General features: G+C 67.8%; 24 protein-coding genes. 9 read left to right on the top strand and 15 right to left on the bottom strand.

Going from position 1 to position 23,135, the window contains the following annotated elements:
* Window positions 1–14: 14 nt before the first annotated feature.
* From ACX1NL_RS01255 to ACX1NL_RS01240, 4 genes are all read right to left on the bottom strand, one after another.
* A complete protein-coding gene (locus tag ACX1NL_RS01255; RefSeq protein ID WP_458898419.1) occupies window positions 15–1,742 on the bottom strand; it encodes a uroporphyrinogen-III synthase in 1,728 nt (575 codons plus the stop codon).
* A 223-nt stretch (window positions 1,743–1,965) separates the two neighbouring features.
* Window positions 1,966–2,847: a hydroxymethylbilane synthase gene (gene hemC / locus ACX1NL_RS01250; RefSeq protein WP_181889706.1), complete on the bottom strand. Its 882-nt coding sequence runs from the start codon at window positions 2,845–2,847 to the stop codon at window positions 1,966–1,968.
* Entirely contained in the window at window positions 2,848–4,152 is a 1,305-nt protein-coding gene (locus tag ACX1NL_RS01245) for a glutamyl-tRNA reductase (protein ID WP_458898879.1), read from the bottom strand.
* Window positions 4,153–4,218: 66 nt separating this feature from the next.
* Window positions 4,219–4,455, bottom strand: a complete 237-nt coding sequence (locus ACX1NL_RS01240) for a glutaredoxin family protein (RefSeq protein WP_239355945.1) — start codon at window positions 4,453–4,455, stop codon at window positions 4,219–4,221.
* Between the two features lie 84 nt (window positions 4,456–4,539).
* On the opposite strand from ACX1NL_RS01240, the gene ACX1NL_RS01235 reads away from it, so the two are divergent.
* On the top strand, window positions 4,540–5,547 hold the full coding sequence (locus tag ACX1NL_RS01235; protein ID WP_448231280.1) for an HAD family hydrolase: 1,008 nt from the start codon (window positions 4,540–4,542) through the stop codon (window positions 5,545–5,547).
* Between the two features lie 243 nt (window positions 5,548–5,790).
* Here the strand turns inward: ACX1NL_RS01235 and ACX1NL_RS01230 are convergent, their stop codons facing one another.
* The 5 genes from ACX1NL_RS01230 to ACX1NL_RS01210 form a co-directional block, all read right to left on the bottom strand.
* Window positions 5,791–5,892, bottom strand: coding sequence for a 30S ribosomal protein bS22 (locus ACX1NL_RS01230; protein ID WP_003855542.1), 102 nt, complete (start codon window positions 5,890–5,892; stop codon window positions 5,791–5,793).
* 210 nt (window positions 5,893–6,102) lie between these two features.
* The gene (locus ACX1NL_RS01225) at window positions 6,103–6,294 is read right to left on the bottom strand and encodes a helix-turn-helix domain-containing protein (protein ID WP_034997092.1); all 192 of its coding nucleotides are present in this window, start codon (window positions 6,292–6,294) and stop codon (window positions 6,103–6,105) included.
* Window positions 6,295–6,471: 177 nt separating this feature from the next.
* Window positions 6,472–7,281 carry a pyrroline-5-carboxylate reductase gene (gene proC, locus ACX1NL_RS01220; protein ID WP_458898418.1) on the bottom strand — a complete coding sequence of 270 codons (810 nt, stop codon included), beginning with the start codon at window positions 7,279–7,281 and terminating at the stop codon, window positions 6,472–6,474.
* 29 nt (window positions 7,282–7,310) lie between these two features.
* On the bottom strand, window positions 7,311–8,285 hold the full coding sequence (locus ACX1NL_RS01215) for a hypothetical protein (protein ID WP_458898417.1): 975 nt from the start codon (window positions 8,283–8,285) through the stop codon (window positions 7,311–7,313).
* The gene (locus ACX1NL_RS01210) at window positions 8,285–9,250 is read right to left on the bottom strand and encodes a Ppx/GppA family phosphatase (RefSeq protein WP_239307410.1); all 966 of its coding nucleotides are present in this window, start codon (window positions 9,248–9,250) and stop codon (window positions 8,285–8,287) included. The genes ACX1NL_RS01215 and ACX1NL_RS01210 overlap by 1 nt, the downstream gene beginning before the upstream one ends.
* Before the next feature lie 33 nt (window positions 9,251–9,283).
* On the opposite strand from ACX1NL_RS01210, the gene ACX1NL_RS01205 reads away from it, so the two are divergent.
* Window positions 9,284–10,198 carry a hypothetical protein gene (locus ACX1NL_RS01205; protein ID WP_458898416.1) on the top strand — a complete coding sequence of 305 codons (915 nt, stop codon included), beginning with the start codon at window positions 9,284–9,286 and terminating at the stop codon, window positions 10,196–10,198.
* Between the two features lie 6 nt (window positions 10,199–10,204).
* Here ACX1NL_RS01205 and ACX1NL_RS01200 read toward each other — a convergent pair whose 3' ends face one another.
* Genes ACX1NL_RS01200 through ACX1NL_RS01190 form a run of 3 tightly spaced genes read right to left on the bottom strand, consistent with a single transcriptional unit; the run spans window position 10,205 to window position 12,827 of the window.
* Window positions 10,205–10,894 (bottom strand): response regulator transcription factor, encoded by a 690-nt coding sequence (locus tag ACX1NL_RS01200; RefSeq protein WP_181889699.1) that lies wholly within the window; start codon window positions 10,892–10,894, stop codon window positions 10,205–10,207.
* A 1-nt stretch (window position 10,895) separates the two neighbouring features.
* Window positions 10,896–12,065 carry a sensor histidine kinase gene (locus tag ACX1NL_RS01195; protein WP_239355952.1) on the bottom strand — a complete coding sequence of 390 codons (1,170 nt, stop codon included), beginning with the start codon at window positions 12,063–12,065 and terminating at the stop codon, window positions 10,896–10,898.
* A 15-nt stretch (window positions 12,066–12,080) separates the two neighbouring features.
* Window positions 12,081–12,827 (bottom strand): phosphoglyceromutase, encoded by a 747-nt coding sequence (locus ACX1NL_RS01190; protein ID WP_448238204.1) that lies wholly within the window; start codon window positions 12,825–12,827, stop codon window positions 12,081–12,083.
* Between the two features lie 66 nt (window positions 12,828–12,893).
* Here ACX1NL_RS01190 and ACX1NL_RS01185 point away from each other — a divergent pair, with 66 nt between their 5' ends.
* From ACX1NL_RS01185 to ACX1NL_RS01175, 3 genes are read left to right on the top strand one after another with little or no spacing between them, the layout of a single operon-like run.
* Window positions 12,894–14,018: a chymotrypsin family serine protease gene (locus ACX1NL_RS01185; RefSeq protein WP_269508541.1), complete on the top strand. Its 1,125-nt coding sequence runs from the start codon at window positions 12,894–12,896 to the stop codon at window positions 14,016–14,018.
* Between the two features lie 52 nt (window positions 14,019–14,070).
* Window positions 14,071–15,183 carry a chymotrypsin family serine protease gene (locus tag ACX1NL_RS01180; protein WP_269952137.1) on the top strand — a complete coding sequence of 371 codons (1,113 nt, stop codon included), beginning with the start codon at window positions 14,071–14,073 and terminating at the stop codon, window positions 15,181–15,183.
* 58 nt (window positions 15,184–15,241) lie between these two features.
* On the top strand, window positions 15,242–16,339 hold the full coding sequence (locus ACX1NL_RS01175; protein ID WP_458898415.1) for a chymotrypsin family serine protease: 1,098 nt from the start codon (window positions 15,242–15,244) through the stop codon (window positions 16,337–16,339).
* Here the strand turns inward: ACX1NL_RS01175 and mshA are convergent, their stop codons facing one another.
* Window positions 16,340–17,602 carry a D-inositol-3-phosphate glycosyltransferase gene (gene mshA, locus ACX1NL_RS01170; protein WP_458898414.1) on the bottom strand — a complete coding sequence of 421 codons (1,263 nt, stop codon included), beginning with the start codon at window positions 17,600–17,602 and terminating at the stop codon, window positions 16,340–16,342.
* A 145-nt stretch (window positions 17,603–17,747) separates the two neighbouring features.
* The gene (locus ACX1NL_RS01165) at window positions 17,748–18,734 is read right to left on the bottom strand and encodes a MinD/ParA family ATP-binding protein (protein ID WP_458898413.1); all 987 of its coding nucleotides are present in this window, start codon (window positions 18,732–18,734) and stop codon (window positions 17,748–17,750) included.
* Window positions 18,735–18,845: 111 nt separating this feature from the next.
* Between ACX1NL_RS01165 and ACX1NL_RS01160 the strand changes: the two genes are divergently transcribed.
* Entirely contained in the window at window positions 18,846–18,968 is a 123-nt protein-coding gene (locus ACX1NL_RS01160; protein WP_458898412.1) for a hypothetical protein, read from the top strand.
* 33 nt (window positions 18,969–19,001) lie between these two features.
* Window positions 19,002–20,738, top strand: coding sequence for a long-chain-fatty-acid--CoA ligase (locus ACX1NL_RS01155; protein ID WP_458898411.1), 1,737 nt, complete (start codon window positions 19,002–19,004; stop codon window positions 20,736–20,738).
* 63 nt (window positions 20,739–20,801) lie between these two features.
* Here ACX1NL_RS01155 and ACX1NL_RS01150 read toward each other — a convergent pair whose 3' ends face one another.
* Entirely contained in the window at window positions 20,802–21,809 is a 1,008-nt protein-coding gene (locus ACX1NL_RS01150; protein WP_458898410.1) for a UDP-N-acetylmuramate dehydrogenase, read from the bottom strand.
* 18 nt (window positions 21,810–21,827) lie between these two features.
* Here ACX1NL_RS01150 and ACX1NL_RS01145 point away from each other — a divergent pair, with 18 nt between their 5' ends.
* Together ACX1NL_RS01145 and ACX1NL_RS01140 are read left to right on the top strand one after the other, a co-directional pair.
* Entirely contained in the window at window positions 21,828–22,319 is a 492-nt protein-coding gene (locus tag ACX1NL_RS01145; RefSeq protein ID WP_239355962.1) for a DUF2505 domain-containing protein, read from the top strand.
* Window positions 22,319–23,128, top strand: coding sequence for a class I SAM-dependent methyltransferase (locus ACX1NL_RS01140; RefSeq protein ID WP_311390126.1), 810 nt, complete (start codon window positions 22,319–22,321; stop codon window positions 23,126–23,128). Before ACX1NL_RS01145 ends, ACX1NL_RS01140 begins: the two co-directional genes overlap by 1 nt.
* The last annotated feature ends 7 nt before the right edge of the window (window positions 23,129–23,135 follow it).

The raw sequence follows: 23,135 nt of genomic DNA, 5'->3' as shown, positions 1-23,135 counted from the left end.
CAGCTGGCGCGTTGCTAGCCAGCCGCGGCCGCGGTGTCCTCGCCGGCGCTCTTCGCAGCTTTCCGACGCTTCTTGCGCGGCGGCGGCAACTGCCCCGACGCGCGCAGCCCTGCCACGTGGTCGGCCAAGGCGTCGACGAGGTTGGGGATGTCGGCGACCTCCGGGACGACGTCGACACGCAAGCCTTGCTCCCGCGCTTCCGCCGCGGTGACCGGGCCGATGCAGGCGATGATCGTGCGCGAATGCGGCTTGCCCGCAATACCCACGAGGTTCTTCACCGTCGACGGGGACGTGAAGCACACGGCATCGAAGCCGCCGGTCTTGATCATGTCGCGCGTCTCCGGCGGCGGCGGGGCGGCGCGCACGGTGCGGTAGGCGACCACGTCGTCGACCTCCCAGCCCTTCTCCTGCAGGCCGTCCACCAGCACGTCGGAGCCGAGGTCCGCGCGCGGCAGCAGCACGCGCGAAACCGGGTCGATGTCCTCGACGTACTCCGGGAACGCCTCCGCCAGACCGGCCGCGTTCTGCTTCGTGCGGTGCGGCACAAGCTCCGGCTGCATGCCGCGGGCGATCAGCGCGTCGGCGGTCTTCTGCCCCACCGCGCCCAGGTGCACGCCGGCGAACGAGCGGGCGTCCAGGCCCAGCTCCTCAAACTTCGACCACACGGCATCGACGGCATTGACCGAGGTGAACAGGATCCACTGGTAGCGGCCCTCCACGATGCCCTTGATCGCGCGGTCCATCTGCGCCGGGTTGCGCGGCGGCTCCAGCGAGATCGTGGGCACGGACTGCGGGATCGCGCCGTGCTGCGACAGGCGGGCGTTCATCACCCCTGCCTGCGACTTCGCGCGCGGCACAAGCACGCGCCAGCCGTACAGCGGCCGGTTTTCCCACCACGAGTACTTCGAGCGGTCGTCCGCCGCGGTGCCGAGGGTGACCACCAGCGGGCCCTCCAGCTCTGCGTCGAGCTTGCCCACGGTACCCAGCGTCGCGTCGAACGTGCGCTGCAGGCGGGTGGTACCGCGCGTGGTCACCGTCACCGGGGTGGACGCCTGGAAGCCTCGCTGCGTGAGCTGCTCCACCATCTCCGCCAGGTGCTCCTGGTTCGCCTGGAACACCAGCGGCTGCGGAGCGGATGCGAGCTGGTCCCAGTCCACGCCGCCGTTGTTGAGGTCGGCTTCCGTGTACGTCGATCCCAGCGCGATTCCGGCGAACGACGGCACCGTCGACGGCAGCGACATCCCCGGCACCACCTGGAACTCCATGCCCTCGGCGGCCACCGCGGAGATCTCCTCCATCACTGAGTCGCGCGTCAGCGGGTTGCCGCATACCAGGCGGATGACGTCGCCGTCGCCGGCTTCGCCGCGCTCCACCGCTTCCGCGGCGTCGTTAAGCGCGAGCTTCAGCTTCTCGACGATCACTCCGCCGTCCAGCCCAACCTCCTGCAACTCCGCAGCAGTCGGGTCCTCTGGGCGGGGCGGCTTGCGCCGCGCGCCAGCCTCTTTCGCCTCCGCGCACATTTTCTCGTAGCGCTCGTTGGCCGCGTCCATCTTGGCTTTCGGCACTGGCAGCGCCGCCGCGACGACACTTCGGACCCCCGCTGACACCTCAGGGTCCACGAGGGCGATAGAATTGGATTCCATTACTTCGCGAGCGCGAACCGTGAGCAATTCAGGGTTACCCGGTCCAGCACCAACGAAGATCACCTTCCCCGGCTGGGGGGTGTGAGTGGGCTCTGTCATGGAGAAATCTCTTCTAGGCACAAATAAACCGCCCCCGCGCGGCTGGGTTCGCGGTGTTGATCGGCCTCACAACGGCCCACCGACCCGATTGCGCGGAGGGTATTGAACGTATGGTATCTCCACCATAAAATGCTTCAGCCCGAGAACAAAACCAGCGCGGTCTTCCCCGCCGTGCGCGCCTCCCGGAGTCTCACACCCCGGATCGTCTAGCTGCCGCCTCGGCCTACTCCATCAGGTCGGCGGCGCCGCGCTCCAGCAGCACCTCGGCGACCTTGCGGCCTAGCTCGGCCGGGTCAGCGCCCTGGGCTTCCTCCACCAGCTGGCGGGAGCCGTCCAGGGCGAACACACCGGCACGCAGGGTCACGCCCGAGCCGTCGAACACGGCTGACGCCGCGACCGGCGCGGTGCAACCCGCCTCCAAACGGGCCAGCACGGCGCGCTCGGCGGTGGATTCGGCGGTGGCGGAGGCGTCGATAAGTGTGTCAATCGCCTCGCGCGCCACGGCGTCGTCGAAGCGGCACTCCACGGCCAGCGCGCCCTGGGCGGGAGCCGGCATGAACACCTCGGGCGAGAAGACTTCGGTGGCGCGGTCGCCGTATCCGCCGCGCACGAGGCCTGCGTAGGCCAGGATGATCGCGTCCAGCTCGCCGTCTTCCACATACGACATGCGGCGCTCAATGTTGCCGCGTAGCGGGCGGATGTCCAGGTCGGGGCGCACGGCCTTGAGCTGGGAGACGCGGCGTGGCGCGGAGGTGCCCACGCGCGCGCCTTCGGGCAGCTCGGCCAGGGTCAGGCCGTCGCGGGCGATGAGTGCTTCGCGGCTGTCCTCGCGCACGGGGATGATCATGTGGGCGCGCGGCTCGTCGGCAGTGGGCAGGTCCTTGAACGAGTGGACGGCGATGTCGACCTCGCCGTGAAACAGCGCGTCGCGCAGCGCGGAGGTGAACACGCCGACGCCGATGCGCTCCACGGGCGCTTGGGACAAGTCGCCCGGGGTGGTCACGATCTGCAGTTCGGCCGCGTGACCGTGCTCGCCCAGCGCGTCGCGGACGTGCCCGGTCTGGGTGGTGGCCAGGTGGGATCCGCGTGTGCCAATTTTGAACATCTACTTCTCCTTGCCGTGCAGTTCCTCGGGCAGCGGCAGCTTCTGCGCGTCCACCGCCACGGAGGGGCTTTCCAGCCCGAACAATTCGGTGACCGCCTCTTCCACGCTCACCGTTTCCGCCGTCGCCGCCAGCTCCTTGATCTTCACTGTCGGCTGGTGCAAAAGCTTATCGACGACACGCTTGACCATGCGGCTGACCTGATCAAAGTCGTCCTCGGACATCTCCGGCAGGCGGGTGCGCAGACGCTGCAGTTCTTGGCCGGAAATCTCCGCGGCGTTGCGGCGCAGCCGGGTTACCGCCGGGGCGACCTCGCGCACGCGCTGCTCCGAGCCGAACGTGTCCACCTCTTCGGCCACGATCTCCTCGGCGCGGCGCAGCGCCCGGGAGTCCTCGTTGTCGCTGCCGCGCATCTTCTCGTGCAGGGACTCTATGTTGACCAGGTGCACGCCGTCGATGTCTGCCACGGCGTCGTCGATGTCGCGCGGCAGCGACAGGTCCGCCAGCACCAGCGGGCCGGGGACGTCGGCCGGGGTGATGGTGAACTCGTCGGAGGCGGTGGCGGAGACCACCAGGTCCACGCGGTCCAGCACCGAGGCGCGGTCGGCGAAGTCCACCACCTCGGCGGGCACGCCGGCCTCGCGGGAGTGCTCGGCGAGGCGCTCCGCGCGGTCGCGGGTGCGGTTCGCCAGCACCAGCTTGTCAATGCCCTGCTTGCCCAGATGCGTTGCGGCCAGCGAGCTCATCGCGCCGGCACCTAGGACGAGGGCGGTTTTGCCCCGGAGGTCGTCGACAAGCATCAGCTCCATCGCCTCCTCGAGTGCGACGGTGACCATGGACGCGCCCGAATCGTCGATGCCGGTTTCGGTGTGCACGCGCTTGCCGGTGTGCAGTGCGGCCTGGGCCAGCGAGTGCAGATTCGGGCCGACGGTGCCGCGCTCCACGGCGTCGACGTAAGCCGAACGCACCTGGCCGATGATCTGCTGCTCGCCCACCACCATCGAGTCCAGGCCGGACGCGACGGTGAAGATGTGCTCGGCGGCCGCGTCCGAGTAGCGCACGTACAGGTAGCGGCGCAGTTCAGCCGCGTCGACCCCGGAGACGTCCGCAAGCACCCGCAGCACGTCCTCCACGCCGGCGTGGAACGCGTTGGTGACGGTGTAGACCTCCAGGCGGTTGCACGTGGAGATAATCATCGCCTCAGACAGCGACGGCTGCTTCACCAGCGCGCCCGCCGCCCCGTTCTGGACCTCCGCGTCCATGCTGAGCCGCTCCAGCAGGGCCACAGGCGCCGACCTGTGCGACATCCCCACAAGCAGAACACTCACGCAAAACCCTCCAGTCAGTTGAAAATCACACTAGAGAATAGTCCTTTAGTTGGACAGCTCCGCGTCGAGGTCGTCGTTGTCCACTTCCCAGCAGGCGAACTCCTCGCCGTCGATGACCACAACGGGCACGCGGTCGCCGTACTCCGCGGCCAACTCGGGGTCTTCGTCCACGTCCACAAGAGCGAGCTGAACGCCGTGCTTCGCCACCACAGGGGCGATCTGGCCCGCCACCCGCTCGCACGAACCGCACGTGGACCGGACCATCAGCTCCACCTTTTTCATCGCCGCTCCTCCTGTGAGTGCATATGCCGGGGCGTTGTACGATTGCACACGCTAACACCCCCACCCGAAAGGGCCCGTAGTTCCATGTCTGATCAGCGCGAAATCCTCGCGCAGTGGTCCCAATCCCAGGGCAACCTGCGCCGCTTCTTAGAGGAGCGCGTGATGCCCCCGCTCGACGACGACGCGCAGCGCACCGCCGGCCGCGCCGCCGCAGCCGCCGCGGTGGAAGAGACCTTCGGCATCAACATCGACGACTTCGCGCTCGGCGTGGACTCCGTCGGCGGCGCCTTCGAAACCGCCGGCCGCCAGAAGATCACCCCGCCCGATCCGGAGATCCCCCAGGACACCGAAGCCGCCGCGTTTTTCGATGTGGACAACACGCTCATCCAGGGCTCATCGCTGATCCTTTTGGCGCAGGGGCTGTTTAAGAAGCGGTTTATCACCCTGTCCGAGCTCGCCCCTGCGCTACGCAAGCAGATCCGCTACCGCGTCTCCGGTTCCGAAAACGCCGACGACATCGCCGAGGGCCGCGAGCAGGCCCTGGCCGTTGTGAAGGGCAAGAGCGTGGCGGAGCTCAAGCAGGCGTGCCGGGAGATCGTGGACAACCGGATGCTGGAGAAGTCCTACGCCGACACCATCGAGCTGGCCGCCATGCACCTCGCCGCCGGGCAGCAGGTGTGGCTGGTATCCGCCACCCCGGTGCAGATCGGCCAAGCACTCGCCGAAACGCTCGGCTTCACCGGCGCGCTGGGCACCGTGGCGGAGGAAAAAGACGGCAAGTTCACCGGCCGCCTCGTCGGCGACATCCTCCACGGCCCCGGCAAGAAGCACGCCGTGGCGGCGCTGGCCGCGCTGCAGCAGCTGGACCTGTCCAAGTGCACCGCCTACTCCGACAGCATCAACGACCTGCCCATGCTGGAAATGGTCGGCTCGCCGGTGGCGATCAACCCGGACCGGGCGCTGCGCAAGCACGCCAAGGCCCAGGGCTGGGCGGTGCGCGACTACCGCTCCGTGCGCCGGGTGGTGCGCGCCGGCGTGGTCCCGGCCGCGTTGGCTGCGGCGGGCCTGTGGTGGTGGTGGCGCCGGCGGTAGGCGCGGCCGTGGCGCCGGGCCAGGGCGCTGGGTGCTAGATGCTTACCCGAGGATGCTTACCGGCGCTAGATGCTTACCCGAGGATCCTTACTTCTCGAGTGACGCGGCGGTCGCGGCCGGAGGTTCGTCGAGAAGTAAGCGTTTAGAAGTAAGCATCCTCGGACGGTAAGCATTTAGAAGTAAGCATCCTGGCCCGCAGACACGAAAAACCCGCCCTTGAAAGGGCGGGTGAACGCTCGCGGCTTACTTGCCGAGCTTACGACGCTGCACGCGGGTGCGGCGGAGCATCTTGCGGTGCTTCTTCTTGGACATGCGCTTGCGGCGCTTCTTAATCACTGAACCCATTGGGCTACCTCTTTCCTGTTCAAAGTGCGTACGTACGCGGCCGGCGCAACCGCTTCCGCGGCTCGTGGGAGGTGCACACTCCCACAGGAAGTGGCCGACCTGATCGTTCAAAGCATACCGGCAGGCCTTTTCAGGGCCAAAAACACCCGCCGCACCGGAAAACCGGTGCGGCGGGTGTGTTCTCGAGGTCCTGTAAATGAGACCCTTGGACTATCCCACGTCGTAGACGGAGGACTCCAGGTACTCGCTCACTGCCGTCTCGTTCACGCGGAAGGAGCGGCCCACGCGGACGGCGGGCAGCTCGCCGGAGTGAACGAGGCGGTAGACGGTCATCTTGGATACGCGCATGATCTCCGCGACCTCGGCAACCGTCAGGAACTTTCCTTTATCTTCGTTAACCACTAATTCATACCTCTCGGCACGCAAACGCGCTGCAGGCTTCCCCTCCCGCAGGACGAACACGCACGTGCTTGAACCACCCTAACGTGAAACCAGCGTCGAGTGCGACTTAAGTGGAAGAAAATTTTCAAAGTGCAGGCAGTGAACCCACAGAAACGGTTGTGAAAGTTGGGATCTGGGCTACTTGCCCAGCTCGTCCGAGCGCTCCGCGCAGATCTCGGTGGCGCGGTAGAACGCACCGCGCAGGCCCGACTCCTCCAGCTCGCGGATCGCGCGCACCGTGGTGCCGGCCGGCGAGGAGACCTTGGCCCGCAGCTGCACGGGGCTGTCCCCGCCCTCGAGCATCGCGCCAGCGCCCGCGGCGGTGGCGCAGGCGAGCCGCTCCGCCAGGTCGCGCGGCAGGCCGAGGGACACGCCCGCGTCCACAAGCGCCTCAGCCACCAGGAAGAAGTACGCCGGGCCGGAACCGGAGATCGCGGTCACGGCATCCATCTGGGATTCGGCAACCTCCACGACCTGCCCCGCGGCGGACAGCAGCTCCACGACGGCTTCGCGCTGCTCGTCGCTGACGAAGCGTCCACAGGCGGCGGCGAGGACACCCTTGCCCACCAGCATCGGCGTATTCGGCATGACGCGCACGATCGGGGTGCCGGCGGCGGAGACGGCATCCTCCATCGCGGCGAGGGTCACGCCCGCTGCCATGGAGACCAGCACGGTGGCGGAGCCGGAGTCGGTGAGCTCCTCGCCGACCTCCGCGATGACGTCCAGGATCTGCGCGGGTTTGACGCACAGCAGCGCAACGTCTGCGTCGCGCACGGCCTCCCGGTTATCGGAGGTGGTGCGCACGCCATAGCGCTCCGCAAGCTCCGCGCTGCGGGACTCGGACCGGTTCGTCGCCGTAATAGACCCCGGCTCCACCCCATTGGCAACGAGGCCCGAGATGAAAGCCTCGCCGATATTGCCTGCACCAATGACGGCGATGCGTTCCATGTCGCTCCTTTGAAAAGTCGTTGCGCGTTTTACAGCAGTGCCGGGCCGAAGGCCACCACCGCGGCAGCCAGGCCAGCGATGATCATGGTGACCTTGTCGCGGCCGCCCGCCATCGCGCCGACGGCGGCGACCACCGCGGCCACCGCGGCGACGCCGACCAGCCCCGCCGCAATCGCCATCGTGTTGGCCCACAGCCACTTGAACGCCAAAAAGCCCAGCACACCCAGCAGTACGCCGAAGAACACCAGCAGGACCAGCAGGATCGGGTTGACCGACGCCTCCTCGACCTCGTAGTCGGTGTCGTATTCGGCCTCAGGGGCGTCGAGGGAGTCCTCGCGCGCCTGCGGCTCCGGCGCGTCGACGGTGCGGATCTCGCCCGTGTCGTCCGACTGCGCGAGCTCTTGCTTTACGACGGGCTCCGCCTTGCCCTCGGTCTCGCCCTCAATCTTGCGCAGCACCGTCGTGTCGTCGCTGGCTGGCTGGACCTTCGTGGTGGTGGAAGCCGCTGGCGCCGGGGCGGGCTTGTCTACAGGCTTTGACACCGGCTTCGACACAGGTGCAGCGGCCGGCTTTTCCGCCGGCTTGGGAGCCTGCTCAGCCGGCTTGGCTGCCGGACGCAGTTTCACGGACTCCGCCTGCGCGGGCTTGTCAGCCGGCTTCGGCGCCACCTTCGGCTCAGGCTTCGACACCGGCTTCGGAGCGACCTTCGACACCGGCTTCGGCTCGGTCTTCGACGCCGGCTTCTGCGCGGCCGGCGTCGGCTCAGGTTTCGGCGCCTGGGTGGGGGTCTTTTTGGGGGTATCCGAAGGTGCGTCGATAGGCACGCTGGAGTGCTTCACCTCCGCCGGCTTGGCCTCGACCTTCTTAAACGAGTCGGTCAGCTCGGCGACGGAAACGCCGCCGTCCTCGAGGCTGCGGCGGCGACGCGGGCGGCGCGCGCCGGACGGGTTTTCCTTTTCGGCGCGCGCGAGGAGCTCGGCAACTGTGAGCTGTTTGTCGGCCATTAGTTGTCGTCTCCTTTTTTGGCTTGAATCTCAGCGTCCAAAGACCCCTTGTCGATGCGCTTGAGAATCACACCTTCACGCAAGGCCCACGGGCAGATCTCTAACTTATCAACATTCAACGCACGCATCGCAGCTTCCGCCACCAGCGCACCTGCGACGATCTGGTGGGAGCGGTCCGAGTTGATGCCCTCGAGCTCCGCGCGGTCCGCCGCCGTCATGCGGGAAATGAACGCGATGAGCTGGCGCAGACCCGGCGCGGTAAGCGTGCGCTGCACGAACGGGCCGGCGGACGACGGCGCAGCACCCGTGAGGCGGGCCAGGGAACGGAACGTCTTGGACGTGCCCACGGCCAGACCGGTCTCCCCCATCGCCTTGAACTGCTCGGCAGGACCGGCGAGTTCCGCGTCGATGTAGTCGCGCAGCATGTTGATCTTCTTGCGCTCCGGCGGGTCGGTGTCGAACCACTCGTGGGTCAAGCGCCCCGCGCCCAGGTCCAGGGACACCGCCAGGTCCGGCATCTCCTCGGTGCCCGTGGAGATCTCCAGGGAGCCGCCGCCGATGTCGAAGTTGGTGATGCGGCCTGCGGACCAGCCGTGCCAGCGGCGCGCCGCAAGAAACGTCAGCCGCGCCTCTTCCTCGCCGGAGAGAATGTTCAGCTTCACGCCGGTCTTCTTCTCCACGCGCTTGAGCACGTCCGCGGAGTTGGTGGCCGAGCGGACCGCGGAGGTGGCGAACGCCACGAGCTCCTCGCACTTGAGGTTGTCCGCGAGGTCGGAGGCCTCCTGGACAGCGTCGACGAGCTTGTCCACGCCCTTGTCCTCGATATTGCCCTTTTTGTCCAGCAGCTCAACGAGACGCAGCGGCTGCTTCCAATCGCTCATCGGCGTCGGCCGGCTACCGCTGTACGCGTCGACCGCCACGAGATGGATCGTGTTGCTGCCGACATCTAATACACCTAATCGCACCACCCCAGGGTAACGGGTCTACCGTGTCCAGGTGTGAATCAACCAGCCCCGAAACCCGTTTTTCTCGGCTTCCCGGCGGACTCGCCAGCCGGCCGCTCCATCCTGGCGGGCCGCGAAACCCGCCCCGATTTCCCGCGCGAATGGTTCGAGTTCGTCCACCCGGACGACCCGAACCACATCTTCTCCATCGACCTGACCTGGGCGGAGGCCACCTGGTCCTGCCGCTTCGGCACCCCTGAGTGCCACGGCATCGACGAATCCAACCCGGCCGTGGGCTGCTGCATCCACGGCGCCTACATCGCGGACGAGGAAGACCGCGACACCGTCTACAACGCGGTGAAGGACATGCCGGCGAAGTACTGGCAGCTGCGGCCCGCAGGGACGGACGCCTACTTCGCGGCCAACGACCCGACGTGGCTCGAGCCGTGGCTGGAATGGGACGAGGAAGACGACGACAACGCGCTCGAGCCCGACCCCGACGACGAAGAGGCCGGCCCCCACATCAAGACCAAAGTCGTCGACGGCGCCTGCATCTTCGCCAACCGCCCCGGCCACCCCACCGGCGCCGGCTGCGCGTTCCACCAGTTCGCCATGGCGGAAGGCCGCAACATCGTGGGCACCAAGCCGGAGGTGTGCTGGCAGGTGCCCTTTTCCCGCGAGGACGCGTGGGAGGAGCGCACAGACGGCCAGGAGATTCTGCGCACCACCATCGGCGAGTACCACCGCCGTCAGTGGGGCGGCGGCGGAGAGGACTTCGACTGGTGGTGCACCTCCGCGCCCGCGTGCCACACCGGCGGCACACCGATTTGGCAGTCGATGAAAGACGAACTCATCGCACTGATCGGCGAAAAGCCGTACCGTGTCGTCGCCAAGCATTGCGAAAAGCGCGCCCAGCTTAGCGACGACCTCCGGGCCACCCACCCAGCAACCCAAGCCGCGCGCGAGTAGCCGCGCTTACGCTTCGAATTTGTAGCCCAGGCCGCGCACAGTGACGAGCTGGGTGGGTCGCGACGGCTGCGCCTCGATCTTCGTGCGCAGGCGCTTGACGTGCACGTCCAGGGTCTTGGTGTCGCCGACGTAATCGGCGCCCCAGATGCGGTCGATCAGCTGGCCGCGCGTGAGCACCCGGCCGGCGTTGCGCAGCAGGTACTCCAGCAGGTCGAACTCTTTGAGCGGCATGGGCACCGGCTGGCCGTCCACAAGCACCGTGTGGCGCTCCACGTCCATGGTCACGCGGCCGCCCTGCAGCAGCTGCTCGTCGTCCTCCTCGACTACCTCGGTCTCCGGGCCGCGGCGCAGCACCGCGCGGATGCGGGCGACCAGCTCGCGGGTGGAGTACGGCTTAGTCACGTAATCGTCCGCGCCCAGCTCCAGGCCCACAACCTTGTCGATCTCGCTGTCGCGGGCGGTGACCATGATGATCGGCACCGAAGACTCGGCGCGCAGCTTCTTGCACACCTCCGTGCCGCTCATCCCCGGCAGCATCAGGTCTAGCAGCACCAGGTCGATGTCCTGGGAGGCGAACAGGTCCAGCCCCGCCTGCCCGTCTGCGGCCACAACCGCCTCGAAGCCTTCCTTGCGCAACAGGTAGGCCAAAGGGTCGGACAGCGATTCCTCGTCTTCAACGATGAGAATGGTCGTCACTTCACTCTTCCTTTTCTGCTCTGCCGGCGGCCTCGGGGTCATACAGGGGCAGCTCAATGGTGAACGTGGAGCCCGTCCCAGGCCTCGACCACAACGTAATGCTACCGCCATGGTTCGCCACCACATGCTTCACGATGGCCAAACCCAGCCCCGTGCCGCCCGTGGAACGCGAGCGCGCCTTATCCACCCTGTAGAACCGCTCGAACACGCGCTTCTGGTCCTCCGGCGCGATGCCGATGCCGCGGTCCGTGACCCGGATCAGCACCACATTGTCGCGCACCAGCTTCTGCGTCACACTCACCGGCTGCCCGCTCGGCGAATAGTTGATCGCGTTGGTGATCAGGTTGGACACCGCCACGGTGAGCATCGCCCGGTCCCCCATCACCCGCAGCCCCAAACGCTGGCCGCGGGTGAGTTCAATGCCGTGGTTTTCAGCGGCGACCAGGTTGCGGGCAACCGCGTCGTCCACGATGTCGTCCACACGCACCGGCGCCATGTCCGGCAACGCCTCCGCGCCCTGAAGCTTGGACAGGGAGATCAGATCCGTGATCATCTCCCCCATGCGGTGGGCCTCTTTGTGCAGCTTGGTGCCGAAGTAGTCCACCATCTCTGGGTCCGTCGGGTCCTGCAGCAGTGCCTCGGCAAGAAGCGCTATGCCTCCGACCGGGGTTTTCAGTTCGTGGGAGACGTTTGCCACGAAGTCGCGGCGCGCGTTTTCCATGCGCACGTTTTCAGACTCGTCCGAGCCGTACACGATGGCGTAGGAGTTGTCCGTCAGCATCAGCGGCGCAATCAGCGCGCGCACGTTGCGGATGCGGCTGCCCGTGGTGCGCTGCGGCAAATCCAGGTCCAGCACCTGCTCTTCCTGCTGCTCAAGCACCTCTTCGGCCACCTCGAGCACACGCGGGTTGACGCTACCGTCGTGCACGATGGACATGTCGTGGGCGCGCGCGTTGGACAGCATCACGTTGCCGGCGCGGTTGATGACAGCGATTCCGGTCGGCGAGCCCTGCGTAACCAGGTGAAGGACCTGGCTCACTGCGGCTGCGGTGTCGTCCTGCCCGCCGTCATCCGCCCGGTTGCGGGCGCGCCAACGAAGCGCCCGCTGGCCGAGCAGCACAGCGGGCACGGTCAGCGCGGCGCCGATGAAAAAAGCGAGAATCGGCGTCACGGTGTGATTCGAGGCTTACTTCTGCCCCTGGTTCGCCACAGCAGCGGCGCCAGCCTCAGCGGCCTCCGGGTCCAGGTAGGTGCCGCCCGGGTTGAGCACCTTGCCGGTCTCGTCGATCTCGTACACCAGCGGCATGCCAGTGGGGATGTTCAGCCCGGCGATCTCCTCGTCGGAGATGTTGTCCAGGTACTTCACCAGCGCGCGCAGCGAGTTGCCGTGCGCTGCGATCATGACGTTCTTACCTGCCATGGCGTGCGGCGCGATGACGTCGATGTAGTACGGCAGGAAGCGCTCCACCACGTCCTTGAGGCACTCGGTGCGCGGCACCTCAGGCAGGAAGGCGTAGCGCGGGTCGTTGGTCTGCGCGTACTCGTTGTCCGTGTCAATCTCCGGCGGCGGGGTGTCGTAGGAGCGGCGCCACTGCATGAACTGCTCCTCGCCAAACTCCTCGCGGATCTCCGCCTTGTTCAGGCCCTGGAGCTTGCCGTAGTGGCGCTCGTTGAGGCGCCAGCTGCGCTCCACCGGGATCCAGTGGCGGTCAGCCGCGTTCAGCGAGATGTTCGCAGTGCGGATCGCGCGGCGCAGCAGCGAAGTGAACAGGATGTCCGGCAGGACACCCTTTTCTTCCATGAGCTTGCCGGCGTTGACGGCTTCGGCCTCGCCCTGTTCGGTCAGGTCCACATCGACCCAGCCGGTGAACTGGTTCGACTTGTTCCACTCGCTCTGCCCGTGGCGAACGAGAATCAGCTTTCCGTTACCCATGCCTTCAAGCATGCCACGGATGGGCGAAACTGTCGGGGGTTTGTCGGGGGTTTAGAGTCTGAAGGCATGTTTTCACCCCGCTCCGCTTCCGCCCTCGCCGCCAGCCTCGCCGCCGCCTGCGTCGCTCTCGCCTCCCCCGCCGCGCCCACCGCCGCCGCGGCAGCCCCCGCGCTCGCCGCTCCCGGCGCGCCGATCGCCATGCTCGACGAAGGCTCCGATTCCTTCGTCCACACCGCGCGGTGCAGCCAGGGCCCGGTTGGTACCGTGCGCACCCCGGACGGTGAGACGAAGCAGGTGATGGTCACTGCGGCGCACTGCATGGAGTCCAAGAGCAAGACCGTCCGCCCGGTCGTGTTCGCGCCGCTGCGCGAAGGCGGGAAGGTGGCCTACCCGCGGGTGGGGGACGTCGATAGGCAACGCACCCCGTTTGAGCTGGGCAACGGCGAGTTGATGGACTTCTACCGCATCATCGACGAGCCTGACTGGGTCACGGTGCGTCTCGCGCCCGGCGTGGAGGCGTCAGGCGCGTCGTCGTCGGTGGATCAGAAGGGCCGCGGCCCGTCCGCGCCGGCGGCGATCACGGGGGTGAAGGACTACCGCAACCTGCGCGGCGACGAGCTGATCAGCTTCGACAACGCCGGCCAACCCATCTGCAAGGACGGGATGCGCACCGGCCGCTCGTGCGGCGTGCAGATGTTCCGCACCCAGAACTTCGTGTGGCACTTCGGCGTGGGTTACGAGTCGGGCGATTCCGGCGGCATCAACTACGACCCGCGCACCGGCGAGGCTGTGGGGCTGAGCATCATCGGCTTCGGCCCGTTCGGCAACTCGCAGCAGGTGGATCGCGCACTTGAGGACGCCTACGGCATCCCCGACGGCCATGTCAACGAAGCGTTCACCCCGGCAGCGCCTGCGCCGCGCGCCGATTTCGCGCCGCTGTACGAGGAGGTCGCGAATTTCTCGCCCAACAATGCACCGCAGCTTGTCGACGGCCCCCAGCCCCGCGAGCTGCTCGACCGCGCCGTGATGGGCGCACAGGCGGACGCGGCGCGGTTCAGCGCGGAAGCCGCGCAGCTTCCGCAGGCTGAGGATCCAGTCGCGGCGGCGCAAGACCTCGCCGGCCGCGCGAACGCGGCGGCGCAGCAGCACGCGGGCGATGTGCGCGGCGCCGTCGACGCGTTCCTGCGCTAGATCACACCGCTGACCACATGAAACACCGGGTCCGCGGACTTACACTGGAGGTATGAAAACCCCTGCGTCTCTCGCCGCCGCAGCGCTGTTGTTGTCCCTGGCGGCGCCGCTCACCACATTCACGGCACAGGCCGCGGAGCCTGCGCTCGCCGCCCCTGGCGCCCCCTTCCGCGTCCCCGCCGTCAACCCGCCCGCGCAGGCGGCCACGCCGTGGGGTGAGCGGCTCAACGCGCCCCCGGAGCTCTACACCGTCACCTGCTCGCAGGGCCCGACCGGCACCGTCGCCACCCCGACGGGCCCGCAACGCGTGATGCTCACCGCCTCGCATTGCGTGAACCGGATCCCCGGCATGCCTGAGCCGTCCACCGAGGTCACCGTGCCGGTCGGCGACGGCTACACCCGCATCGGCACCCGCGGCCCGAACAGCGGCCCCACCACCGACACCCAGTCGCTCGCCGATCTGCCCGCAGCGCTCACGGAACCCGACTGGGCGTTCGTGCGTATCGACGACTCCGCCACCGCCACGAACCTCTCCCACTCCCGCGACGCCGCCGGCGGTTCTGCGGGTGCCCCTGTGCAGCTCACCGGCATCCGCGACTACCGCACGCTTCGCCCCGGCGAGTACTCGGTGGACAACTTCGGCCAACCGATCTGCAAAGACGGCGCCACCACCGGACGGTCCTGCGGAAGGCAGATCGCCCGCGGCCGCGACACCGTCTACAGCGTCGGCGTCGCGGCGGAAATGGGCGATTCGGGCGGGGTGAACTTTGACCCGCGTGACGGCGCCGTCATCGGCACCTCCCATGGCGTGATCGGGCCGCTGTTCGTCTCCCAGGCCGCGGACCGCGCGCTCGAGGACGCCTACGGCATCCCCGACGGCCAGGTCAACCAGGCGTTCCAGATCGCAGGCACCGCCCCGCGCGCGGAGTTCACCACCAGTGGCGCGGAACGCGAACGCATCGACCGGGCCACGCGCGAGCTCAACCCCGGGTACGTCCCGCCGAACCCGAAGACGGAGCTGCGCCGCGCCGTAAACGAGGCGGGCCAAGCCGCCCACGAAACCGCGCGCCGGGCGCTGCGTGGCGGGGTGGACGCTGGTGAGGTTCAGCGGCTCGTCGAAAAGCATGGCAACGATATCGCCCTATGGGCCGGGTTTGCACGTTAAGGTAATTCTCATGCGATTCAGCCTTCGAACACCAGCAACAGCACTTGCAGCAGCCAGCATGCTCGCACTTCAGGCCCTCCCCGCGCCGGCGGAAGCCGCGCCCGCGCTCGTCGCACCCGGCGCGCCGATGCGAGGGTTCCCCCAGGACCCGCCGAAAACAATCGACCTGCCCAACGGCCAGAAACTGACCATGCCGCGCGACGGCTGGGCCGGCACCTGCTCCCAAGGCCCCAACGGCACCCTGCACCTGCCTGGCGAGGAACCGCAGCGTGTGATGCTCACTGTCTCCCATTGCGTGAACACCATGCCCGGCTTCCCGGAGGTGAAAAACGAGTTCTACGCCCCCGTGGGCACCGAGTACAAGCGCATCGGCGAGCGCGTGGCGTCCAACCACGTCACCCCGGAAGCCATGAACCTGAGCGACCCGATGCAGTCCATCCGCACCGCCGACTGGGGCGTGGTGCGCATCGACGACGGCGTGACCGAAACCGGCCTGTCCCACTCCCGCGACTTCAACGGCGGCGTGCAGGGCGAACCGGTGAAGATCACGCATGTGCGCGACTTCCGCACGCTCGCTCCGGGCGAGGTCTCGGTCGACAACTTCGGCCAGCCCATCTGCAAGGACGGCGCCACCACGGGCCGCACCTGCGCCAAGCAGATCGGCCGCACAAGAAACGGCATCTACAGCTGGGGGCTGAACTACGTGCAGGGCGACTCCGGCGGCGTGAACTTCGACCCCCGCGACGGCGCCGCCATCGGCGTGTCCTCCATGACGCTCGGGCCCCTCGGCAAGGCGCAGCCTGTGGACCGCATTATCGAGGACGCCTACGGCATCCCCGACGGCCACGTCAACGAAGTATTCACCCCCACCGACTCCACCGCGCCGCGCGAGAACTTCACCACCTCCGGCGAAGAGGAGGAACGCGTCTCCGCCGAGATTGAGCGCCTCAACCCCAACCTCAAGCCGCCGGTGCCCCGCGACGAGCTCCGCAAAGCCGTCGACAACGCCAAGCAAGAGGCCGCCGGTCTGGCGCAGAAAGCCTCGCAGGGCCAGTTCGACCCGGCGGAGATCAACCGCGCCATCGGATACCACTCCGACCGCATCGGCTACTGGGGCGGAGCGTCCCTCGGCGAGGAGATCGGCAAGCGCCTCTAGCTACATTCCGCCGGCGTCCCGGGTGGCCTCGCCCGGGACGTAGCCGGACAGGGTGTCGGTGTAGACCTCCAACAGTTTGTCCGCCGAGGCGGCCCAGCTAAACGCTTTCGCGTGGCTGACGGCCTGTTCGCCCATGTGGATGCGCGTGGGGTCGTCGATAAGCAATTGCTCTAGTGCTTCCGCCCACGCCTCCGTGCCGTGGCCGCTAACGAGCAAACCTGTCTCACCGTCCGCGACCGCGAGCGGCAGGCCGCCGACGCGCGCCGCGACAACCGGGGTGCCCGCGGCCTGCGCCTCCACCGCCACGAGCCCGAAACTCTCGTTGTAGCTGGGCACCGCCACAATGTCGGCGGCCTGGTAGATGCTCACCAGCTCCTCCGGCGGGCGCGGCCCGAGGAAACGGGTGCAGCCGCCAATGCCTTCCGACGCCGCGAGCTCGCGGTAGCGCTCCACCGACGAGCCCGCACCACTCGCGCCACCGCAGATGATCACGCGCAGCGGGCCGTCCACGCGGCCGCGGCGCACCACCTCCCCCATCGCCTGGATCAGCACCTGCGGGCCCTTGAAATCCTGCAGCCGACCCACAAACGCCACCACCTTCGCGTGCAGCGGGATGCCCAGGTGGCGCCGCGCAAGCTCCGTGTTGCGGTTCGTGCCGGGGGTGTACAGCTCCGTGTCTGCGCCGGGGCTGACCACGGAAATCTTCGCCGGATCGACGTCGTAGAAGCGGGCGAGCTCGCTGGTCTCGTCTGCGGTGTTGACCACTAAGACCTCGGCGTTGTCCACCAGCTGCTGCTCGCAGATGCGGCGCGCCTCCGATTCTTCGGATTCGGTGGCGTAGGCGTTTTTCACCGCCGCCCAGGTGTGCCCGGTATGTACCAGCGGGATGCCGGCCAGGTCCGCCAAGAGCCACCCCACCTGGCCGGAGAGCCAGTAGTGGGAATGGATCAGGTCGTAGTTTTCGTCGTTCGCGCGGGCGAACTGCACCACCCCGCCGGAAAACGCGGCGAGCTGGGTGGGCAGGTCGTGCTTCTCCAGCCCCTCGTACGGCCCGGCCACCACGTTGATAACCCGGTAGCCGGGTTCCACCTCTACCACCTCACCCTGGCTGGGGCGGGTGGCTCGCGTGAACACGTCCACCGTGGTGCCCTTGCGGGCCAGCTGGGTGGCGGTGTTGTGGACGTAGACGTTCATGCCGCCGGCGTCGCCGGTCCCCGGCTGCTCGAGCGGGGAGGTGTGCATGGAAATCATGGCGACGCGCATGCGGGCAAGACTAGCGCACACGGGTTTCACCTAGGTTCCTGACAGATCACGGCGGCCCTTTGCACCGACCTGGGCCGGAAGGGCCCGGCTGACAGATTCGGCCGCGAAGTGTCGGGGCGGGGCCGCGACGCCCGAACCGCACCCGTCAGAGTGCCGCGTGGCGGTGCCAGGACCCGAAATCCGCGGCGACCGTGGCCGCGAGGTGCTGGTAGGCCTTCAACGTCGCCGGCGCCACACGCTCCAGGTCCACCACGGCACCTTCGGCAAGGTGGCGGTCGTACGGGATGGTGTGCACCGCGCGGGCGCGGGAGGCGAAGTGGTCGGCGACTTTGCCCATGTCGATGGTCGGCTTGCCCGGCGCGGACGCGGAAATGACCACCACGGCGTTGGCGGCGAGCTGGTCGTAGCCGTGCAGGTTCAGCCAGTCCAGGGTGGCGGAGGCCGACTGGGCGCCGTCCAGCGCGGGTGAGGTCACCAGCACCAGCGTGTTGGCCAGATCCAAAACTCCCGCCATGGCGGAGTGCATCAGGCCTGTGCCGCAGTCGGTGAGGATGACGTTGTAGTGGTGCTGCAGGATGTCGATGGCGCGGCGGTAGTCGTCCTCAGAAAACGCCTCGCTGACGGCCGGGTCGCGCTCAGAACCGATGACCTCTAGGCGCGAAGACGCCTGGTTGGTGTAGGCGCGCACCTGGGGGTAGCGCTCCGTGCCCGGCGCCTGCAGCAGGTCGCGGATGGTCGCCGGCGGCGCGGTGGCGGCGCGCTGGGCCAGGGTGCCCAGGTCCGGGTTGGCGTCGATGGCGATGACGCGGTCGCCGCGGGTCTGCGCGAACACGCCGCCGAGCGCGACCGTGGTGGTGGTTTTGCCCACGCCTCCTTTCAGGCTCATCACTGCGATGCGGTAGTCGCCGCGCAGGGGTGCCCGGATGGCGTCGAAAAGCTGCTGCTGCTCCAGCTCCCGCCGGGAGCCTCCCGGGTTGATGCGGCCGCGCGTGGCGGAGTGGATGAGTTTGCGCCAGCCCTGCTTGGGCGGCGCCTTCACCGGGTCCACCAGGTTGGACTGGTCCAGCACTGCGGGCGATGTGAGCTCAAACCCGGCATCGGTGTCGATGGACGGCTCGAAATAGGTAGTCATGGTTTCCCCCAATTCCCCCTCGAATGGTTTCGCGCCACAGCCTAGAGCAAACCCGCCCACCCTGCAGCGCAACAAACTTACCGCAACGTAGGTTACATTTGTCGCCAACTTGTGACCCGCTACAAGATCCCGCGCGACTTCTACCACTTTGACCAGCTGCAGCGCGACCAAACGGGCAAGATCAGGCGGAGGGAAGTGCGCGACACGCTACTCCAGTTGCTTACGCAACCGTAGGTTACGGGCGGCAAAGCGCGTAGGGTGGTGCGCATGGCTCTCACCCCATCCAACGTCAACGACGTCAAACCCTGGCTGCAGTACTACCCCGAGTGGACCGCGCACTCGCTGGAATACGGCGAGAAAACCCTCGGCGAGCTGTACCAGGAAAACCTGTCGAAGAACGTCTCGCGCATCGCCACCCGCTTCTTCGGCCGCACCCAAACCTTCGGCGAGCTCGACCGCGAGGTGCGCCGCGCCGCCGCCGGCCTGAAAGCGTTCGGCGTGCGCCCCGGCGACCGCGTGGCCATCATGCTGCCCAACTGCCCCCAGCACGTCGCCGCCTTCTTCGCCGTGCAGATGATCGGCGGCGTGGTGGTCGAGCACAACCCGCTCTACACCGCGCACGAGCTTCGCCCCCAGTTCATCGACCACGGCGCCCGCGTCGCCATCGCCTGGGACAAAGCCGCCGACACGCTGGAGAAGCTGCGCGCGGACACCCCGCTGGAAACCGTGGTCAGCGTGAACATGACCAAGGCCATGCCGCGCGCTCAGCAGCTCGCCCTGCGCATCCCGCTGCCCAAGATCCTGGAGGCCCGTGGAGCGCTCACCGCCACCAGCAAGAACACCTCCCTGCACACGGTGCCCTGGGAGTCGCTGACCAGCTCTGCCATCGGCGGATTAGGCGCCGACCTGAAAACGCCCGAGGAGGTCACCGCGGACTCCACCGCCGTGATCCTCTACACCTCCGGCACCACAGGCACCCCGAAGGGCGCCGCATTGTCGCACCGCAACCTCATCGCCAATCCGCTGCAGGGCCAGGCCTGGGTCAAGGAGCTGCAGGAAGGCAACCAGCGCATGCTGGCCACCCTGCCGTTCTTCCATGCCTACGGACTGACGTTCTCGCTGACGCTGACCATGCTGGTCGGCTCCGAGCTCGTGCTCCTGCCCGCGCCGAAGATGGACCTGATCATGAAGGCCATCCGCATCACCCCGCCCACCTTCGTCCCGGGCGTGCCCACCGTCTTCGAGCGCATCGTGAAAACGGCGAAGAAGAAAAACGTCGACCTTTCCGACATCAAGATCGGCTTCTCCGGCGCATCCTCGCTGCCCGCCGACGTCATCGAGGAATGGGAGCGCGCCACCGGCGGCCACCTCGTCGAGGGCTACGGGCTCACCGAAACCTCCCCCATCATCGTGGGCAACCCCGAATCCGGCGACCGCCGCCCCGGCTACATCGGCATCCCCTTCCCCGACACGCAGATCCGCATCGTCAACCCCGACAACCCGGACGAGGACATGCCGTTCGGCGAAGCCGGCGAGATCCTGGCCAAGGGCCCCCAGGTCTTCTCCGGCTACTTCAACAACCCGGAGGCCACCGAAAAGGTCTTCCACGACGGCTGGTTCCGCACCGGCGACATGGGGATCATGGAGGAAGACGGCTTTATCAAGCTGGTCTCCCGCATCAAGGAGCTCATCATCACCGGCGGCTTCAACGTCTACCCGGCCGAGGTCGAGGAAGTCATCCGCACCCACCCGGACGTCGCTGATGTCGCGGTCGTGGGCCGCCCGCGCGCCGACGGTTCCGAGGATGTCGTCGCATGCATCGTGCTTAACGACGGCTCCGCCCTCGACCCCGACGGCCTCAAAGACTTCGCCCGCGAGCGCCTCACCCGCTACAAGGTCCCGCGCACCTTCTATCACTTCGACGAGCTGGCGAAGGACCAAATGGGCAAGATCCGCCGCCGCGAGGTGCGCGACGACCTGCTGTCCAAGCTCGCCGAGCGCTAGCGCTTCAGCGGCGCGGCCGCGGCGGAGGCGGGGCTGGAGCACGGAGCGGGCTGGGCCCGACGCCTAGAGGCCGACCCAGACGGGCTCGGGGTGCAGCTCCACCCCGAACGCGTCGCGGACCTGCGCCTGCACGCGGCGGGCAAGATCGACGATGTCGGCCGCGCGGGCGTTACCGCGGTTGGTCAGGGCGAGGGTGTGCTTGGTGGACAGGCGCGCCGGGGTATCCTCGCCGGGGAAGCCGCGGTGGCAGCCGGCGCGCTCGATGAGCCAGGCCGCCGAGAGCTTCTCCTTGCCGTCGCCGGCGGCGAAGCGCGGCATCGACTCCTCCCCCACGTGGGCGGCGATCTCGTCGGCAAGCGCTGTAGGCACCACGGGGTTGGTGAAAAACGAGCCGGCGGACCAGGTGTCGTGGTCGGCGGCATCGAGCACCATGCCTTTGGCCCGGCGCGTCTCCAACACCGAGGCACGCGCCTCGGCCAAGGGGACGCGCTTTCCGCCCAAGTGGCGCAGGGGGATGGAGTCGTCGGTCTTTTCCAGCTGCAGCTCAATCTCCAGCACCACGGCCCGCGAGGTGAACTTCAGGTTGGAGTACCGGTATGCCAGGTCCAGCGACGACGCGGGCACCCACTCGTCTACGCCCGTCTCGCGGTCCCAAAGCCGCACGCGGGTGAGCACGTCGGCGATCTCCGCTCCGTAGGCGCCCACGTTCTGCACCGGGGTCGCGCCGGCGGAGCCGGGGATGCCGGACAGGGCCTCGATGCCGCCCAGTCCGCGCTCCACCGCGTAGGCGACAACTGCATCCCATTCGGTGCCGGCTTGGATGCGCAACCGGAGGTCGTCGATAGGCAAGATGCCCTCATTGCGCACAAGCACCGCCGCGAGATCAAGATCACCGTCCGCGACGACCAGGTTGGAGCCGCCGCCGACGACCAAAAGCGGGGTCCGGTCGCGGTCGAGCTTGGCCACGGTTTCGGCGATCTCGTCGGCACTATGGCACTCGTAGGCCGCGGCCGGGGTGCCGCCGACGCGCAGCGTGGTCAGGGAGGCGAATGATGGGGCAATCACGTCCACAACGGTAGTCTGTGAGCCATGACTGCACGTAGTGAGATCACTGTGAACATCAACCAGCCGATCGAGAAGGTCGCGCAGGCCTACAGCACCCGCGAATACTGGGAGTTCATCGCCGAGAAGCTCTCCCCGGAGCCGGGCGAGCTCCACGAGTTCGCGGACAACACCGCCACCCTGTTTGAGATCCTGCCCAAGTCCATCCTCCCGGAGGCCGCGCAGGCCATGGTCTCCCAGGACCTGAAGCTCAAGCGCGTGGTCACCGTCGGCGAGCTGGACGGCGACACCGCCAAGCACACCATGACCGGCGACGTGAAGGGCACCCCGGTGGACCTGGGCGCCGAGTACACCGCCACCCGCGACGGCGATAACACCAAGCTGGACTACGAGCTCGAGGCGAAGGTGAACATCCCGTTCATGGGTGCCGCGCTGGAGCCGAAGGTGGCCGACGCGCTCGAGGAGATCGTGGAAAACGAGGCGAAGCTGACCGAGCAGTGGATTAGCGAGAACCTCTAATTCCCCACTACCACAACCTGCGCGCCACCCCGGGTGCCGCCGGCAAGCCCTACGGGGTGATCACCCGCGGCACCACCGGGGTGAATCGTTTGCGCAGGTCAGACCGCTGGACCCGCTTTAACCCGCGGGTCCAGTCCCTTTTGCGCTCCGCCGCCGCGCCGCTGGCGGTGGACGTGGGTTACGGCGCGTCGCACACCACCACCGTGGAGTGGGCCGGGTGGCTGCGCCAGATCCGCCCCGACATTGAGGTCGTGGGCCTGGAGATCAACCCCGAGCGCGTCCTGCCGCCTCGCGACGGCGTCCGCTTCGAACTCGGCGGCTTCGAACTCGCCGGCTACCGCCCCCACCTCGTGCGCGCGTTCAACGTGCTGCGGCAGTACGACGTGGACCAGGTGCCGGACGTGTGGCGCACGGTGTGCGCGGGGCTCGCCCCCGGCGGCCTCTTCATCGAAGGCACCTGCGACGAGCTGGGGCGGCGTTGCGCATGGCTGCTTCTCGACGCCTCCGGTCCCCGCACGCTGACCTTGTCCTGGGCCCCCTTCCACACCGTCAAGCCCTCGGACGTGGCGGAGCGGCTGCCCAAGGCGCTGATCCACCGCAACGTGCCGGGCGAGCCCATCCACCAGTTCCTGGTTGACGCGGACGCGGCCTGGGAGCGCGCCAGCGGCTGGGCCCCGCACGGCCCGCGCGTGCGGTGGCGCCACGCCCTGGAAGACCTGGCCCGGGACTGGCCGGTGCACCCCCAGCGGCGCCGCCTGGCCGACAACTTTGTCACTGTGGATTGGCTGGCAGTCGCTCCTGCTTCGTAAACTGGCC

The sequence above is a fragment of the Corynebacterium sp. CQ3829_602738 genome (assembly GCF_054478435.1).
The sequence above is the reverse complement of the archived record's forward strand: the minus strand, read 5'-3'. Positions and strand labels throughout refer to the sequence as shown.